11 protein-coding genes and 2 pseudogenes are annotated in these 14,867 nt (G+C 49.1%); all 13 read left to right on the top strand.

Going from position 1 to position 14,867, the window contains the following annotated elements:
* Positions 1–55: 55 nt before the first annotated feature.
* The 13 genes and pseudogenes from HPS53_RS06500 (at position 56) to HPS53_RS06445 (ending at position 14,789) form a co-directional block, all read left to right on the top strand.
* Positions 56–2,146, top strand: coding sequence for a type IA DNA topoisomerase (locus tag HPS53_RS06500; protein WP_172205228.1), 2,091 nt, complete (start codon positions 56–58; stop codon positions 2,144–2,146).
* 98 nt (positions 2,147–2,244) lie between these two features.
* Entirely contained in the window at positions 2,245–2,763 is a 519-nt protein-coding gene (locus HPS53_RS06495) for a DUF1896 domain-containing protein (protein WP_280122760.1), read from the top strand.
* Positions 2,753–3,929 (top strand): annotated as a pseudogene (locus tag HPS53_RS12770) (N-6 DNA methylase); the annotation flags it as partial. The gene HPS53_RS06495 and the pseudogene HPS53_RS12770, both read left to right, overlap by 11 nt.
* 77 nt (positions 3,930–4,006) lie before the next feature.
* Positions 4,007–8,581: pseudogene (locus HPS53_RS06490) on the top strand (helicase-related protein); the annotation flags it as partial.
* Between the two features lie 147 nt (positions 8,582–8,728).
* Complete coding sequence (locus HPS53_RS06485; RefSeq protein WP_065540271.1) at positions 8,729–9,340, top strand: TetR/AcrR family transcriptional regulator; 612 nt, start codon at positions 8,729–8,731, stop codon at positions 9,338–9,340.
* A gap of 125 nt (positions 9,341–9,465) precedes the next feature.
* Positions 9,466–10,572 (top strand): site-specific integrase, encoded by a 1,107-nt coding sequence (locus HPS53_RS06480; RefSeq protein WP_172205221.1) that lies wholly within the window; start codon positions 9,466–9,468, stop codon positions 10,570–10,572.
* 141 nt (positions 10,573–10,713) lie between these two features.
* Positions 10,714–11,394, top strand: coding sequence for a BatD family protein (locus HPS53_RS06475; protein WP_253942837.1), 681 nt, complete (start codon positions 10,714–10,716; stop codon positions 11,392–11,394).
* Between the two features lie 110 nt (positions 11,395–11,504).
* Positions 11,505–12,068, top strand: a complete 564-nt coding sequence (locus HPS53_RS06470) for a hypothetical protein (RefSeq protein ID WP_172205218.1) — start codon at positions 11,505–11,507, stop codon at positions 12,066–12,068.
* Positions 12,069–12,109: 41 nt separating this feature from the next.
* Positions 12,110–12,574: a hypothetical protein gene (locus HPS53_RS06465; RefSeq protein WP_121737537.1), complete on the top strand. Its 465-nt coding sequence runs from the start codon at positions 12,110–12,112 to the stop codon at positions 12,572–12,574.
* Positions 12,575–12,619: 45 nt separating this feature from the next.
* The gene (locus tag HPS53_RS06460) at positions 12,620–12,862 is read left to right on the top strand and encodes a hypothetical protein (RefSeq protein WP_065538035.1); all 243 of its coding nucleotides are present in this window, start codon (positions 12,620–12,622) and stop codon (positions 12,860–12,862) included.
* 70 nt (positions 12,863–12,932) lie between these two features.
* Complete coding sequence (locus HPS53_RS06455; RefSeq protein ID WP_044245715.1) at positions 12,933–13,424, top strand: YfbM family protein; 492 nt, start codon at positions 12,933–12,935, stop codon at positions 13,422–13,424.
* A 76-nt stretch (positions 13,425–13,500) separates the two neighbouring features.
* A complete protein-coding gene (locus HPS53_RS06450) occupies positions 13,501–14,085 on the top strand; it encodes a T6SS immunity protein Tdi1 domain-containing protein (protein ID WP_172205216.1) in 585 nt (194 codons plus the stop codon).
* A 110-nt stretch (positions 14,086–14,195) separates the two neighbouring features.
* Complete coding sequence (locus HPS53_RS06445; RefSeq protein WP_007654014.1) at positions 14,196–14,789, top strand: hypothetical protein; 594 nt, start codon at positions 14,196–14,198, stop codon at positions 14,787–14,789.
* Positions 14,790–14,867 lie beyond the last annotated feature (78 nt).

The raw sequence follows: 14,867 nt of genomic DNA, 5'->3' as shown, positions 1-14,867 counted from the left end.
GTGTCCGCCACTAAATCCGAAGTAACATTTGTAAAATTCAAAACGACAGAAAAATATGAAGACAATCATTGCAGAAAAGCCATCCGTGGCACGTGAGATCGCCCGCATCGTGGGCGCGACAAAGAGAGAGGAAGGATATTTCGAGGGAGGCGGCTACGCCGTGACATGGGCGTTCGGACACCTCGTCCAGCTTGCCATGCCCGACGGCTACGGCATACGCGGCTTCGTCCGCGACAACCTGCCCGTCATCCCCGACACCTTCACGCTCGTCCCCCGTCAGGTAAAGACGGACAAGGGCTACAAGCCCGACAGCGGCGTGGTGTCGCAGATCAAGACCGTCACCCGGCTATTCAAGGAAAGCGAACAGATCATCGTGGCGACCGATGCCGGACGCGAAGGGGAGCTTATCTTCCGCTACCTCTACCATTACACCGGATGCACCACGCCTTTCGTGCGCCTCTGGATAAGCTCGCTCACCGACAAGGCTATCCGCGAGGGACTGCGCAACCTCGAAGCGGGCGACAAATACGACAACCTCTACCTTGCCGCCAAAGCGCGGAGCGAATCCGACTGGCTCGTGGGCATCAACGGCACGCAGGCACTCTCCATCGCCGCCGGACACGGCACATATTCCGTCGGGCGGGTGCAGACACCCACGCTGGCGATGGTGTGCGCACGCTATTGGGAGAACCGCCGCTTCACGCCCGAACCCTTCTGGCAGCTCCATATCGCAACAGACGGTTGCGACGAAGGAGTGGTGAAGTTCTCCTCTTCCGAGAAATGGAAAGAGAAAGAACCTGCCACAACGCTATATAATAAGGTAAAGGAAGCAGGCACAGCCACCGTCACGAAAGCCGAGCGCAAGGAGAAGACGGAGGAAACACCACTTCTCTACGACCTGACCACGCTCCAGAAGGAAGCGAACGCCAAGCACGGCTTCACCGCCGAACAGACGCTTGAAATCGCGCAGAAGCTCTATGAAAAGAAACTTGTCACCTATCCGAGAACCGGAAGCCGCTACATCCCCGAAGACGTGTTCGCCGAAATCCCCAAGCTGCTCGCCTTCATCGGCAGCCTGCCCGAATGGAAAGAGAAAGTCAATCCGAAGGCAGTGCCGACACGCCGCAGCGTGGACGGCGGCAAGGTGACGGACCACCATGCCCTGCTCGTCACGGGCGAGAAGCCGCTGTTCCTCTCCAAAGAAGACAATACCGTCTATCAGATGATTGCCGGGCGCATGATCGAGGCTTTCTCCGAAAAATGCGTCAAGGACACCGCCACCGTCACGGCGGAATGTGCCGGAGTGGAGTTCGTGGCAAAAGGCTGCATCATCAGGCAAGCCGGGTGGCGTGCCGTCTATGGCGTGGAAGACAAGGAGGAAACCGCTATCCCCGGCTGGCGGGAAGGCGACACGCTGCCGCTGAAAGGCTGCTCCATCACGGAGGGCAAGACCAAGCCCAAGCCGCTGCATACCGAAGCCACCCTGCTGTCCGCTATGGAAACAGCAGGCAAGGAGATAGAGGACGACGCGCTGCGTCAGGCTTTGAAGGACTGCGGCATCGGCACGCCCGCCACCCGCGCCGCCATCATCGAAACGCTCTTCAAGCGCGGCTACATGGAACGCTGCAAGAAGTCGCTTGTGCCGACTGAAAAAGGGCTTGCCCTCCATTCGGTCGTGAAGACGATGCGCATCGCCGACATCGCCATGACGGGCGAATGGGAGAAGAATCTGGCACGCATCGAGTGTGGCGAGCTGCCCGCCGACACTTTCCGCAAGGAGATAGAGGCTTACACACGCGAAATCACCTCCGAACTGCTCTCGTGCGACAAGCTGTTCTCCCGCAGGGATTCCGGCTGCAAGTGCCCCAAGTGCGGAACCGGCATGATGCAGTTCTACGGCAAGGTTGTCCGCTGCGACAACGCGGAGTGCGGGCTGCCCGTGTTCCGGCTGAAAGCGAACCGCACCCTTTCCGACGACGAGATCAAAGACCTGCTCACCGACGGGCACACGAAGCTGCTCAAAGGCTTCAAGAGCAAGCAGGGCAAGGGTTTCGATGCCATAGTCGCCTTTGACGGGGACTACAACACGACTTTCGTGTTCCCCGAAAGGAAAAATAAGGCAACCTCTACGAGAAGAAGAAAATAATGAGTAACTTTGCCACTGGTTCAGAGTAATGAATTGTTCTTCGATACCGGATTACACTCATACTTTGGATTTAGTGGTGGCACTCGGAGGGATACCGAGTGCCTTTTCTTTCTCCTTTTCAGACGATTATCCATGTCATTATCAATCCACTAAATTCCAAAGTAATGAACAACAAGAAGAAAAACGAGGGTCAGACCGATTTTTCCTACTACGGTCTGTACCTGCTGGACTATCTCAGAACGAACAAATTTGAACAGGCGACCGACGAAGCCTTCATCCGTGAACGCGCCGACCGTGCCGCCGGAATGTATGAACGGGCAATGCTCGAAGGCTATCCTGCTGCTGGTGCGCAGGAACTGGCGATGCGCACGCTGACGGAGGGGCTTCGCTACTCCAAGTACGCCATCCTGCGCGAAGTCGTAGAAAACGAGTTTGCCGGTGAAGTGCCGGAATCAGAGCGCGAATCCTTCCTGCAAAGGCTGCTGCCGCTTGTCGGAAACGTATTCTCCGTCTATGACCTTTCGGACGACAATTTCGCCCTGTCGCCCGATTACGACCTGCTCTATACGGAGCTGACGGGGGCTGTCGTCCTTTATATCGACGAGTATGGCGTTTAACCGCAAACAACGGCTGCGGGACAATATCGAGGCGATACGGACGGCATTCATCCTTGACAGGGAACGGAGAACGGCAACCCCCGAAGAACGTGCGGTACTTCAAAAGTATTGCGGTTTCGGCGGGCTGAAATGTATCCTGAACCCGGCAAGGGAACTGACGGACGCCGTCCACTGGGCGAAATCCGACCTCGAACTGTTTGCCCCTACTGCGGAACTGCACAGGCTGGTACGCGGGAACAGCAAGGACGATACGCAGTACAAGCGGTATGTGGACTCGCTGAAAGCGTCCGTGCTGACAGCCTTCTACACCCCGAAAGAGATAACCGACACCATAGCCGATGTGCTGGCGGATTACAGCGTCCGCCCAGCCCGCGTGCTGGAACCGTCGGCGGGTGTCGGCGTGTTCGTGGACGCTGTGCTGCGGCACAGTCCCGATGCGGATGTGATGGCGTTTGAGAAAGACCTCCTCACGGGTACTATCCTGCGGCAGCTCCACCCCGACAAAAAGATGCGCATAGACGGTTTTGAGAAAATCGAAAAGCCGTTCAACAACTATTTCGACTTGGTGGTGTCCAACATCCCGTTCGGTGACATAGCCGTGTTCGACGCCGGGTTTCAAAGGAGCGAATCTTTCGGCAGGCGTTCGGCGCAAAAAGCCATCCACAACTATTTTTTCCTGAAAGGGCTGGACACAGTGCGCGACGGCGGCATCGTGGCGTTCATCACCTCGCAGGGGGTATTGAACAGCTCCAAGACCTCCGTGCGCGACGAGCTGTTCCGTCAGGCGAATCTGGTATCGGCGATACGCCTGCCCAACAACCTGTTTTCGGACAATGCGGGGACAGAGGTGGGCAGCGACCTTATCGTACTGCAAAAGAACCTGCGCAAGACGGAACTGTCGCAGGACGAACGGCTGATGACCGTGATACAGACGGACACGAAGACAAACCTGACGGACAACGCCTATTTCATCAGCCATCCCGAACGTATCGTGCATACGACCGCAAAACTCGACACCGACCCTTACGGCAAGCCCGCTATGGTCTATACGCACGAGGGCAAGACAGCAGGCATCGCGGAGGACCTGCGCCGTATGCTTGACGAGGACTGCCACATGAGGCTTGCCATGCGCCTGTATTCGGGCGCAATCGGGCAAGCGGGGGAGCGAAAAGCGGTTGCCGTTGAAACCAAGCCGGAACAGCCAGCCATGAAGCCGGAAGCGACAATTACGGCACGGACGGAAGAAGCCCGAACCGAAAAACCGCAACCGATAGAGGAAAAGCCGGAGATAGAGCCCCGCAAACCGAATTATCAGGCGGGCGTGCAGCTCTCCCTGCTTGACCTTTGGGGAATGCCCATAGAAGAACCTGTCAAAAAGAAAAAGACAGCGAAGAAAGGAAACACGACAAAACGAACTGTACCTAATCCCAAGCCGCAGGTTACGGCTGTACCTCCTGTTGAAACCGCCAAAGCTATAAACGGGAACAAGGAAACAAAGCCGGAGAATACCGTTAAACAAAGCGACCCTGACGATATTTATGCCACACTGGACTGGGAAACCAATCCTCCCATCAACGGCTTTTACGAGATGATGATGGGTTTGACACCGGAACGGCGAAAGGAGCTTCGAAGGCTGGCTGCGGAACATCAGGAGAAACAACGGGTGGGCGGCACGGATGTAAAAGCCGCTCCTGCCATACCGGAAAAAGAAGCGAGGAAACAGCCCGAAGCACAGCAGGAAGTCACCCCCGATCACGTTACGGACAATAATGCAAGTGTGAAACCGGCGACTTCCCTTTTCCCGGAATTTGAAACGGAAAAGCCGAAGGAGGAACCTCTCGACCTTTCTCCCCGTCCGTTTAATGGTATGCTGGAGCCGCACCATCGTGACGGCTCGATGGTGTTGGACGCTTCACGCAATCTCGGCTACCTGAAAGACATCACGCCTTACGGCGCGACATTCCAGCCGCTTGACCTGACCGGCTATCAGAAGGAGAAAGCGATGTTGTATGTGTCACTCCGTGATTCATACGAACGACTTTACCGCTATGAGGCTGAGTATCACGATGAAGGGTCTGCGCAACGCCAAGCGTTGAACACATGCTATGACGAGTTCGTCATGCGCTACGGCAATCTCAACGCCAAGCAGAACGTGAAACTGGTGATGATGGATGCCGGAGGGCGCGACATCCTTTCGCTGGAACGTGCGGAGGACGGCAGGTTCGTCAAGGCGGACATTTTCGAGCGTCCCGTTTCCTTCTCTGTGGAGAGCCATGCCAACGTAAGCTCTCCCGAAGAGGCACTCTCCGCATCGCTCAACAAGTTCGGCACGGTCAATCTCGGCTATATGCGGGAGATAACCGACAGCACGGAGGAGGGACTGCTTGACGCCCTCAAAGGGCGCGTCTTCTACAACCCGCTCGTAACCGGTTACGAGATAAAGGACAGGTTCATCGCGGGGAACGTGATAGAGAAGGCGGAACGCATTGAGGCATGGATGGGCGGCAATCCCGAAAGTGAACGGCTGCCGGAGGTGAAGGAGGCGTTGGAGGCTTTGAAGGAAGCGGAGCCGCCGCGCATCGCCTTCGAGGACCTCGACTTCAACTTCGGGGAACGCTGGATTCCGACGGGCGTGTATGCCGCCTACATGAGCCATCTTTTCGACACGGACGTGAAAATCGCCTACTCCGCAAGCATGGATGAGTTTTCGGTGGCGTGCGGCTACCGCACCATGAAAATCACGGACGAGTTTTTAGTGAAGGGCTATTACCGGAACTATGACGGCATGCACCTGTTGAAACACGCCCTGCACAATACCTGCCCCGACATGATGAAGTCCATCGGCAAGGATGAGCATGGCAATGACATCAAGGTGCGCGACAGCGAGGGCATACAGCTCGCCAACGCCAAGATCGACGAGATCCGCAACGGGTTCTCGGAATGGCTGGAAGAGCAGTCGCCGCAGTTCAAGGAGAGGCTTACGACGATGTATAACCGCAAGTTCAACTGTTTCGTGCGCCCGAAGTATGACGGCTCGCACCAGACCTTTCCCGATCTCAATCTGAAAGGATTGGCAAGCCGGGGTATTCAAAGTGTTTACCCGTCGCAGAAGGATTGCGTCTGGATGCTCAAACAGAATGGCGGTGGCATTTGTGACCACGAGGTGGGAACCGGTAAAACGCTGATAATGTGCATTGCAGCGCATGAAATGAAGCGTCTGAATCTGGCGCACAAGCCTATGATTATCGGGCTGAAAGCCAATGTCGCGGAGATTGCCGCCACCTATCAGGCGGCATATCCGAACGCGAGGATTCTCTATGCCTCCGAGAAGGATTTCTCGACCGCCAACCGCGTGCGTTTCTTCAACAACATCAAGAACAACGACTACGATTGCGTCATCATGTCGCACGACCAGTTCGGCAAGATTCCGCAGTCGCCGGAGTTGCAGCAGCGCATCCTGCAAGCGGAGCTTGACACGGTGGAGGAAAACCTCGAAGTCCTGCGGCAGCAGGGCAAGAACGTGTCGCGGGCGATGCTGAAAGGGCTGGAAAAGCGCAAGCACAACCTTGTGGCGAAACTGGAGAAGGTGGAACACGCCATCCAATTGCGCACGGATGACGTGGTGGACTTCAAGCAGATGGGCATCGACCATATCTTCATTGACGAATCGCACCAATTTAAGAACTTGACATTCAACACCCGTCACGATCGCGTGGCAGGCTTGGGAAACTCGGAAGGAAGCCAGAAAGCCCTGAATATGCTCTTTGCCATACGCACCATACAGGAGCGTACTGGCAAGGACTTGGGGGCGACATTCCTCTCCGGTACGACCATTTCCAACAGTCTGACGGAATTGTACCTGCTCTTCAAGTACCTGCGCCCGAAGGAGCTGGAACGGCAGGATATCCGGTGCTTTGACGCATGGGCGGCGATTTTCGCCAAGAAGACGACCGACTTCGAGTTCAACGTGACGAACAATGTGGTGCAAAAAGAGCGTTTCCGCTATTTTATCAAAGTACCGGAACTTGCCGCCTTCTACAACGAGATAACCGACTATCGCACGGCGGAGGACGTGGGCGTGGACCGTCCGCACAAGAACGAGATACTTCACAATATACCGCCTACACCTGACCAAGAATATTTCATCAAACAACTGATGGAATTTGCGAAGACGGGCGACGCGACGTTGCTGGGCCGAATGCCGCTGTCTGAAACGGAGGAGAAGGCTAAGATGCTTATCGCCACCGACTACGCCCGCAAGATGGCTCTCGATATGCGCATGATAGACCCGAACTACGAAGACCATCCCGACAACAAGGCGAGCCACTGCGCCAAGATGATAGCGGAGTATTACCATAAATACGACGCGCACAAGGGAACGCAGTTCGTCTTCTCGGATCTGGGCACGTACCAGCCGGGCGACGGGTGGAACGTGTACAGCGAGATAAAGCGGAAGCTGACGGAGGACTACGGCATACCGGCAAGCGAGGTGCGCTTCATTCAGGAGTGCAAGACCGACAAGGCGCGCAAGGCGGTGATAGACGCCATGAACGCCGGGACTGTGCGCGTGCTGTTCGGCTCCACGAGCATGCTCGGAACGGGTGTGAACGCGCAGAAAAGGTGTGTTGCAATCCATCACCTCGATACACCGTGGCGTCCGTCCGACCTGCAACAGCGTGACGGACGGGGAGTTAGGGCAGGTAACGAGATTGCCAAACACTTTGCCGGGAACAACGTGGATGTCATCATCTACGCCGTGGAGAAGTCGTTGGACAGCTACAAGTTCAACCTGCTGCACTGCAAGCAGACGTTCATATCGCAGCTCAAAAGCGGGGCTATGGGCGCACGTACCATCGACGAGGGAGCTATGGACGAGAAATCGGGCATGAACTTCTCGGAATACATGGCACTGCTCTCCGGCAATACCGATCTGCTCGACAAAGCGAAGTTAGAGAAGCGTATCGCCTCGCTCGAAGGGGAACGCAAGTCGTTCAACAAGGGCAAGCGCGATTCGGAGTTCAAGCTGGAAGCCAAGACGGGAGAGCTGCGTAACAACACGGCTGTCATCGAAGCCATGACGGAAGATTGGAACCGTTTTCTTTCCGTTGTGCAGACAGACAAGGAGGGCAACCGTCTGAATGCAGTTAAGGTGGAGGGCGTGGATTCTACTGACGAGAAGGTTATCGGGAAGCGTTTGCAGGAAATCGCCAAAAACGCCACGACGGGCGGATTGTACAAGGCTGTCGGGGAGCTGTACGGATTCCCGATAAAGGTGGTTAGCGAAAGGATGCTCAAAGAGGGGCTGGAGTTTACCGACAACCGCTTTGTGGTGGAGGGAAACTACAAGTACACCTACAACAACGGGCATCTGGCGATGGCTGACCCGGTAGCCGCCGCACGCAATTTTCTGAACGCGCTGGAGAAGATACCCTCCACCATCGACCAGTACAAGGCAAAGAACGAGGTGCTGGAAAAGGAGATTCCGCAGTTGCAGGAGATAGCGGGCAAGGTGTGGAAAAAGGAGGACGAGCTGAAACAGTTGAAGTCCGAACTTGCCGCGCTTGACCGCAAGATCCAGCTGGAACTTGCACCGCCAACGCCGGAAGTCGCCGAAAAGGAGAACGACGGGCAGGAGGTCAAGACGGTTTCGGAAGGTGTACGGAACGTGCCGCCACAGCACACCGGGGAATCCCCGCAGATACGCAGTCCGGCGAATGAGCGAAGTCCGTCAGGCAACTTCATTGCCGACCGTGTCATCATCGGACGTCCGGGTTTTCAGTTAAAGAATGAAAACCGCCCGAAAGGGATAAAGATATGACCCATGCCATTACAGACCGACCGCACTGTTATGCAGACGCGGTCGGTCTATCTATCTGAATATGGAAGATTCTTCAGCGTTTCTTACCTGTATCTCAAGATAATGTCCTATCTTTGGAAGATAAATATAAATCAATTTAATTTTATCATGATAACCAACCGTGAAGAAGTGCTTGAAAACGCACTGCGCGTTTTCGCCAAGATGAATTATGAGAAGGCAAGTCAGGTAGAGATCGGAAAAGCCTGCGGGCTGACGAAAGCCGGACTGGTGTATTATTATCCGATAAAACTGGATCTTTTTGTTGCGGTTATAGATAAATATGTTTTCGGGATGCAGTCGGTGGCAAATAAGTTTCGTTTCAAGGCTGCCACCCTGTCGGAATTTATCGAACAATATATAAAAGGTGTGGAACAGACCATGCGGAAACTCATATCGCTTCTTGATGACGGCAACAATCCGGCAGGATGCAGCTTCAATTTCTATTATTACCATCTTATGATGCAGGTACGGCTTTATTATCCGGATGTGGAGGAAAAGATAGCAGGCATGTTCCGGCAGGACTACGAGTTTTGGAGAGCCGCCATACAGTCGGCAAAGGACACAGGGGAGATACGGCAGGATGTGGACATCGAGGACACAGCCATGCTGTTCCGGCAGGTGTTTTTCGGTCTGTCCTTTGAGCAGTCTTTTTTGAGGGGGCTTGACATACAACGGCTTGCAAGGGAACTGCGCTTCGTCTATTCGCTGTTAAAAGCCTGAAATGTTAAAATTCGAGCGGTTTTGTGTTTTCAGCCGCTTTTTTATGTGTTAAAAACAAACCAATCGGTTTGTTTTTCGGATTATTTCGCTAATTTTGGGGTCATGGAATCTATAGCCGGGAAATTATGGATAAGATACTAAAACAACGTGGCAGCATCGTCCTGCATAAAGACAGGTACAACGGTGAGGAGTGCATCCGGGTGGACTACGCGGACAGCCAAGCCATAACCCTGCTGCTGGCACAGGACACCGACGTGGCTGCGGTCGTTGACGGCTCCGGCTACATTCCAGCCACCGTTTTCCGCCTTCCCGCCTTCTATGACCGCTATTCACCGCTCGCCTACATCGATTACAGCCGGGTTTACGTGCGGCATCCCAAACCTAAGCGTGAATACACACTGCCGAAAGGCTACCTCGAACTGCTGGAACAAAAGCGTTACAGCCCCTCGACCGTCAAAACATACCGTGCCTATTTCAGTGACTTCATGGAATATCACAAGGGACGGAACATCGACCGTCTGAAGGTTGCCGACATCAACCGCTACATACTCTACCTTGTGAACGAGAAGAAAATCTCGGTGTCGCAACAGAATATGCGCATCAACGCCATCAAGTTCTACTACGAGCAGGTGAAAGGCGGCAAACGGCAATACTACGGCGGCATCACCCGTGCCAAAGAGTACAAGAGCCTGCCCGAAGTGTTGAGCCGCAACGAGGTGCGGCGCATTCTTTCATGCCTTGCAAACCGCAAGCATCGCTGTATGATTTCGTTGATTTATTCCGCAGGATTGAGAAGGAGCGAGTTGCTTAACCTCACTCCGCAGGATATTATGAGCGAACGTATGCTGATTCGCATTATGGGCAAGGGCAAAAAATGCCGCTACTCGCTGCTGTCGGAGAAGGTATTGTGCGAACTTCGGGAATATTTCAAGGAATACCGTCCGAAGAAATGGCTATTCGAGGGCGATACCCCCGGAGAAAAGTATTCGGCAAGCGCACTGGTGAAAGTGTTGAAGGAAGCCGCCGATCGAGCCGGCATCAAGCACCGGGTACACGTACACATGCTCCGCCACTCCTTTGCCACTCACCTGCTGGAGCAGGGAACGGACCTGAGAACCATACAGGAGTTGTTGGGACACAACGACATCAAGACTACGAGCATCTACCTTCATGTTACAAGTGCCCACAAGTCGAGCATACCGAATCCGCTTGATTCATTGGACGATTCATGAATGTTGTTCCGTCATTATTATAGTGAGAGCAAGAAAGAATAGATTACGGCAATGTTTGATATGATACATCAATAAATGAAAAAAGAGGTCAGATACATAACAAGGAAGTCAATCAGGAACATACAAATCTGTTGTATATGGATGTATGTATTTTTTTCGGGAGTTCGAGTGTACGCCTCGACTACCGCAGACTCCGTGTATTTCCACATAAAGGCAGACACAATACGGGAGATCCGTGCGGGACAAGTGGTGGAACTGACGTATGCTTTGGTCAATTCCCAGTTCGACACGGCTTCTTATCCGGTATTCAATGACGACATTGAAGTGGTGAGTGGTCCGAAACAACATAAATGTAGCAGTTACACACTTGTGAACGGAGTGGGAAGCAAGAGTGATGAAACCTGTTTCAGCTATCTTGTGCGGTTCAGGAAAAGCGGCGAGATTCAGCTCCCTGCCGCATCTGTAACGGTAGGGAACCGTACCTATACCACTCCTGAATGTCGTGTGCATGTAAATCCTGCCGGAGTGGACAGAAAAAGATTGAAATGCAGTTTGAATGTGGAGCAACTGGTCGGAGATTACGTGAGATATTGTGCCACCCTTACCTGCAATACTCGTCCCGATCAGAATCCTCCGTTGTTGTCAATTAACGGGGAAACAACCCGTCCAAGCAGCACATCCTATTCAGGTTCAGAAGGCAAGGAAGAATATGTTTACCGGTATTATTTTAACAGCGAAGGCTATAAAGTAGCTTGCGAGAAACTGACCTTTGGAGGGAAAGCATATAAACTCCGACCACGAAAGTGCAAAAAGAGGCATTAACAAAAGGTGCAGCTATTAGAGATTAGGAAACACACCTGTCGGGTGACGTTTACCACAATAAACAGCACCTACGGGTGATCTTACAAATACATTAGCGAAAACATATCAAAATGAAACGAATAGAATTATTTTGGAACATATTATACTATTGTACTTATGCACTTTTGTATAAGTGCTTCCGTGCAATTGACCTGTTCCGTTTGATTGACAACAAATACACACGGAAGTTTTATAAGAAAGAAAATATTTTTTGGCAATCATTGGATATTGTGAAGAGAACAGAAGAAAGAGAAAAGGATTTTTCCCCTTTTATTCTTATGCAAGCCGGTGGGGGAACTTGTATTTTCATGATAATGCTAATTCTTACTATTTTGAACGTGGTAATGGCAATAACACATATTTCTTGGTATGGTATTATGTTTCGTGACGTTAGTAACTTCATTATTAGTTTTTTACTTCTTGTTCTCTTGCTTTATGTTCCAAATCAAGTATTCCTATTTAGGAGCGATAAGTATATCTCCTATTTCAAACAATTCAGGAAAGAGCGTATAAATAATTATCTGAAATGCTATTTTTTATCCTATATACTGGCTTTGATTGCTTGTTCTTTTAGTTTCATTTTGATAGAACTAACAAAGGATAGAATAGAATATTTCGCTAACAACGCAGGATAACGGACAAGCCGTTCCCTGCTAACCATTAGATACAATTAGAAATGATTATACCTACTGCAATAAAGGAAATACTTGTTCATAACCATTGGGACGAATTTAATTTTCAAATGATGCAGGATTCTTACATAGACAAGTTAAGACAATCCTACTCTAAGTTTGATTATCCTTTGAATGAAAGTATTCTAAGCAAGATTGCTCTATTCTATAACATGAAATTAGAGCTGAACCAATCTGATATTCTTTATTTTGATGTCAAGAAAATAAAGAAATACCGCCCGGAAGCTATGCAAAAAGTGGCTTTGAAGTTAGGGGTCAATAAGGTTATCTATTTAGCAGACATTCATCCCGGCTATTTGATTGTGTGGTTAGATGAACAAGAACAAGTGTGGGCTGATTACGACAATCTTGTTTATTATTATGGCAGTGATATATTCAGTGGTATTCAAAATATTGTATCGGGCAATATTCTTGAAACTATAAAATCAGTATCTAACGACGAAAGATAGCATCTGACGATGCTCCTTTCTAACCATTAGTGATATTGTTAAAATATGAAGTTATTATCAAAAGAAATGTTTGCAAGTGAAATAAGGCAATATGTACATCATGACAATTATGATGCTATAGAAATTGCCCAATACGCCTTTTTATGCTATTCTGATTATATAATTACAGATGAAAAGTTGAAAGAGGTCGTCTATGAAATAATGATGATGGATGCTGATTCATGCATGGAAATGGATAGAATCGAGCTTGTCAATTACATAGAAAATATGCTTTGTATTAAAATATAAAATATCACTAACACGCACCTCAATCGCCAGAAATGGCGATTAGCTGCCAAACATTAACAACAAAAGAATTATGGGAATGTTAGGAGTTTACATGTTGGCTGATGAAGCAACAATAGAAAGGCTTTCAAATGATGAAGATTTATTTGAAGCTGTTGAAGAATATGGAGATGAGTCAACAACTATTGCCTATGATATTGATAAGTTATGGGATGGGCTTCATTTCTTACTAACTGGAGTGTCCGCACAAGAAACAATTGAAAATAATCCTTTAAGTGAAGCCATTGTAGGCACTAAAATCTTTGACTGTGAAGATTTTATAGCATATACATACCCTAATCATATTAAGGACATTGTTGATGCACTAAACAAGGCAGATATAGAGGTTCTTATAGAAAGTATGGATTTATCCAAGTTTAGAAAAGCTAAAATATATCCAAATATCTGGGTGAAAAAAGATGAAAAACAACTAAAAGCGGAATTGAAAAAAGAGTTTCTGAATTTGAAAGCCTTTTACGAAAACGCATTAAACTCCCAAACTGGAGTTTTAGTAAGTATTTACTAACGATGTTGTTAACGAGCACCTATTCCGCCTAAACGGCGGCAAGCTGCATCCCATTAGTAATCAAAGTTCAACAAATATGTACGAAAAGTTTTTAGATAAGAACCCCAATAGCATCTGCCAAACGGTAGATGATGCTTTTATTGCTAAATATGCCAATGTCGTATCGGAGAACATAATCACACTTTGGAAAGAAGTTGGATTTGGAATGTTTTGCGAGGGATTATTTAGGATTATTGAACCTAATGAATATCAGGCAATAATAGATGATTGCTATCCGATGGCGGGTTTTGGTTCTGCCACACCATTTATGACAACAGTTTTCGGTGATATATTTGCCTATGTGAAAGATTGCAGGATAGGTGATTATGTCGTCTTTGTCAATGTGAGATACGGAACATTCAGGATTTTATCTGATAAGGTCGATATTCTGTTTAATATCGTATTATTCAATAAGGGCTGTTTGTCTTCATGGTTTTCCTTAGATGAATATCCCATAATAAAATCAGCCAAAGGTATTCCGGCATTAGACGAATGTTACGGTTATGTTCCGGCATTGGCATTGGGTGGTAAAGAAGCAATAGATAACATCCATATTCTAAAAACTATTCCCTACATAGAAATGTCACTCCAATCTATCGGGGATTTGAAACGAGTGCAATAACAGATTACTAACGAAGCGCGATAACGCTTACAGCGTTCCTCGCTTAGCCATTACCAATAACAGTGCGATAAGGTAAGCCAAAGATTTTATCATCATCAAAATTAAATACAATGGAGAAAAGTAGAGATTTTCAGTTATTTATGACTCAAAATGATGAGCAGCAATTTTGTGAGGAATTACGAGGGTACAATCCTAATATATTCTTTTTAGATATTTCTCCTTCTTTGGAAGCTGACATTAGCAAAAGACTATATACGTCTGTTGTAAATTCATCAAGTTCTTTCTTCTCTATCGTAAATTTTGATTTGATGACAATGGAAGAATTAAAAACGAGATACAAAAAATATGGCGAATATTACCATTTTGGTAGTATTGCAAGGGAACAAATGCAGTTCTTACGCTCTAAGCCGGATGTTAATGATTCCCATTTTTTAAGAAATGGTCGTATTGCTGATTCATATAACATTGAAGATAAGGATGAAAAAGAATGGAAGAATAAGGTATATGACATTTTAAAAAGGCATGGGGAAAAAGTTTTTTTGCTTTACCAAACATCACATGGATGTTGTGAAATTAGTATAAAGCCACAAAAAGGAATTGTTGCATATCCCTATGCTCTTAGGAAATACAACGGTCAAAATGGTTTCTATATGAAATGTGGTGATGCCATATTTGTTGGTAAAGAGATTGCTCTTAATAATTAGGAATAGAAATCTTTGGCTAATACTTAAAAAAATATTGGTAACAAGCCGGGATAACGGACTAACGCCGTTCCCCGCCAA

Origin of the sequence: Prevotella sp. PTAC (assembly GCF_013166535.1) — a bacterium.
In the GTDB taxonomy this organism is placed as follows: domain Bacteria; phylum Bacteroidota; class Bacteroidia; order Bacteroidales; family Bacteroidaceae; genus Prevotella.
This window is presented reverse-complemented; position numbering and strand designations above follow the sequence as displayed.